Annotated in this window: 2 protein-coding genes; both read left to right on the top strand. The window is 63.4% G+C overall.

Translation table 11 applies throughout. From position 1 onward, the window contains the following. Positions 1–1,030, top strand: a 1,030-nt coding sequence (locus tag EN984_RS32210) for a deoxyguanosinetriphosphate triphosphohydrolase (RefSeq protein ID WP_127384246.1), incomplete at its 5' end; no start/stop codon positions are given. A gap of 75 nt (positions 1,031–1,105) precedes the next feature. Next, on the top strand, positions 1,106–2,128 hold a 1,023-nt coding region (gene argS, locus EN984_RS32215; protein ID WP_127384247.1), incomplete at its 3' end, for an arginine--tRNA ligase.

Genomic DNA, 2,128 nt, shown 5'->3' on the forward strand with positions numbered 1-2,128 from the left:
GGTCTTCATCGCGCATGAAGGCGACCACTATCGCACCCGGCTGACCCATTCGATCGAAGTGGCGCAGATCGCGCGCGCCCTGGCACGGGCGCTGCGCGGCGACGAGGATCTCGCCGAGGCGGTGGCGCTGGTGCATGATTTCGGCCACACGCCCTTCGGCCACACCGGCGAGGACGCGCTGAACGAAAAGATGGCCGCCTGGGGCGGCTTCGACCACAACGCGCAATCGCTGCGCATCGTGACGAGGCTGGAGGCGCGCTACGCCGAGTTCGATGGGCTCAACCTGACCTGGGAAACGCTGGAAGGCCTGGTCAAGCACAATGGGCCGCTGACGAATGCTAACGGCAAAGGTCTGAAAGGGCCGGTGCCGCAGGCGATCCGTGATTACTCTGAACTGCACGATCTCGAACTCGACCGGTTTGCCGGCATCGAGGCGCAATGCGCGGCGATCGCCGACGATATAGCCTACAACACGCATGACATCGATGACGGCTTGAGGGCAGGGCTCTTGACGCTGGACATGCTGGAGACGGTTTCGCTGCCGGGAACGATCCTGAAAGGCGTTCGCTCACGCTATCCCTCCCTCGATGATGTGCGCACTGGCCACGAGCTGATGCGGCGGCAGATAACCGCCATGGTCGAGGACGTGATCAAGTCGACGACCGCCAATCTCGATCGCATCAGGCCGCGGAGCGCCGATGCGGTGAGGGCAGCTGGCGAGACGATGGTGGTTTTCTCGGCCGAAATGGCTGCCTTGGAGAAAGAACTGAAGGCCTTCCTGTACAAGCACCTCTACCGGCACGCGGAGGTTATGCGGGTGCGCGCGGACGCCGAGCAGATCGTCAAAAATCTGTTCGACGCCTATTTCGCCGATCCGCGCGCCATGCCGGACGGCTGGCGCGAGGGGCTGGATCGGGCCGACGACCGCATCAAGGCGCGCAGCGTCGCCGACTTCCTGGCGGGTATGACCGACACCTACGCGCTCAAGGAACACCGGCGTTTGTTTGACCATACGCCTGAATTGGGCTAGGGCGGGCTCGATTTTGCCGGCCAACGAGCCGGATTCGCTGCAAAGCCGCCAGAGCCAGACCCCAGAGTCACACAAATGAACATCTTCGCCGATTTCACCGCGCGAATCATAAAAGCCGTCGAAGCGCTTGATCTGAAAGACAAAGACGGCGTTTCGCCTGACCTGTCGCGCATTGCCGTCGAGCCGCCGCGCGACGCCAGCCACGGCGACCTAGCGACCAATGCGGCGATGGTGCTGGCCAAGCCGACCGGCCAGAACCCGCGCGCGCTGGCTGAAAGACTGGCGCAGGCGCTGCGCGACGACAAGGATGTCGCGGCGACGGAAGTGGCTGGGCCCGGTTTCGTCAATCTCAGGCTCAAGGACGGCTTCTGGCAGACACATCTGACCGCACTGCTCGGCGAGGGCCGCAACTATGGCCGCTCGACGGTTGGCGGCGGCAGGAAGACCAATGTCGAATATGTCTCGGCCAATCCGACCGGGCCGATGCATGTCGGCCATTGCCGGGGTGCTGTCGTCGGCGACGCGCTTGCCAATCTGATGGCCTTCGCCGGCTACGACGTGACCAAGGAATATGTCATCAACGACGCCGGCTCGCAGATCGACGTGCTCGGCCGTTCCGCATTCCTGCGTTACCGCGAAGCGCTGGGCGACGACATCGGCGAAATACCTGCCGGTCTCTATCCCGGCGATTACCTGGTGCCTGTCGGCCAGGCGCTGGTCGCGGAATACGGCCGCTCGCTTCTGCAGATGCCCGATGACGAGGCGCTCGCCATCGTCAAGGATCGCACCATCGATGCGATGATGGCGATGATCCGCGAGGACCTTGCGATGCTCAACGTGCATCACGACGTGTTCTTCTCCGAGCGCACGCTGCACGCCGACAAAGCCAGGAAGATCCGCTCTGCGATCAACGATCTGACGCTGAAGGGCCATATCTACAAGGGCAAGCTGCCGCCGCCCAAGGGCGAGAAACCCGAAGATTGGGAGGACCGCGAGCAGACGCTGTTCCGCTCGACCGCGGTCGGCGACGACATGGACCGGGCGCTGGTCAAGTCTGATGGCTCGTTCACCTATTTCGCCGCCGACGTCGCTTATCTC

The organism is Mesorhizobium sp. M7A.F.Ca.CA.004.12.1.1, from assembly GCF_003997835.1.
GTDB lineage: Bacteria > Pseudomonadota > Alphaproteobacteria > Rhizobiales > Rhizobiaceae > Mesorhizobium.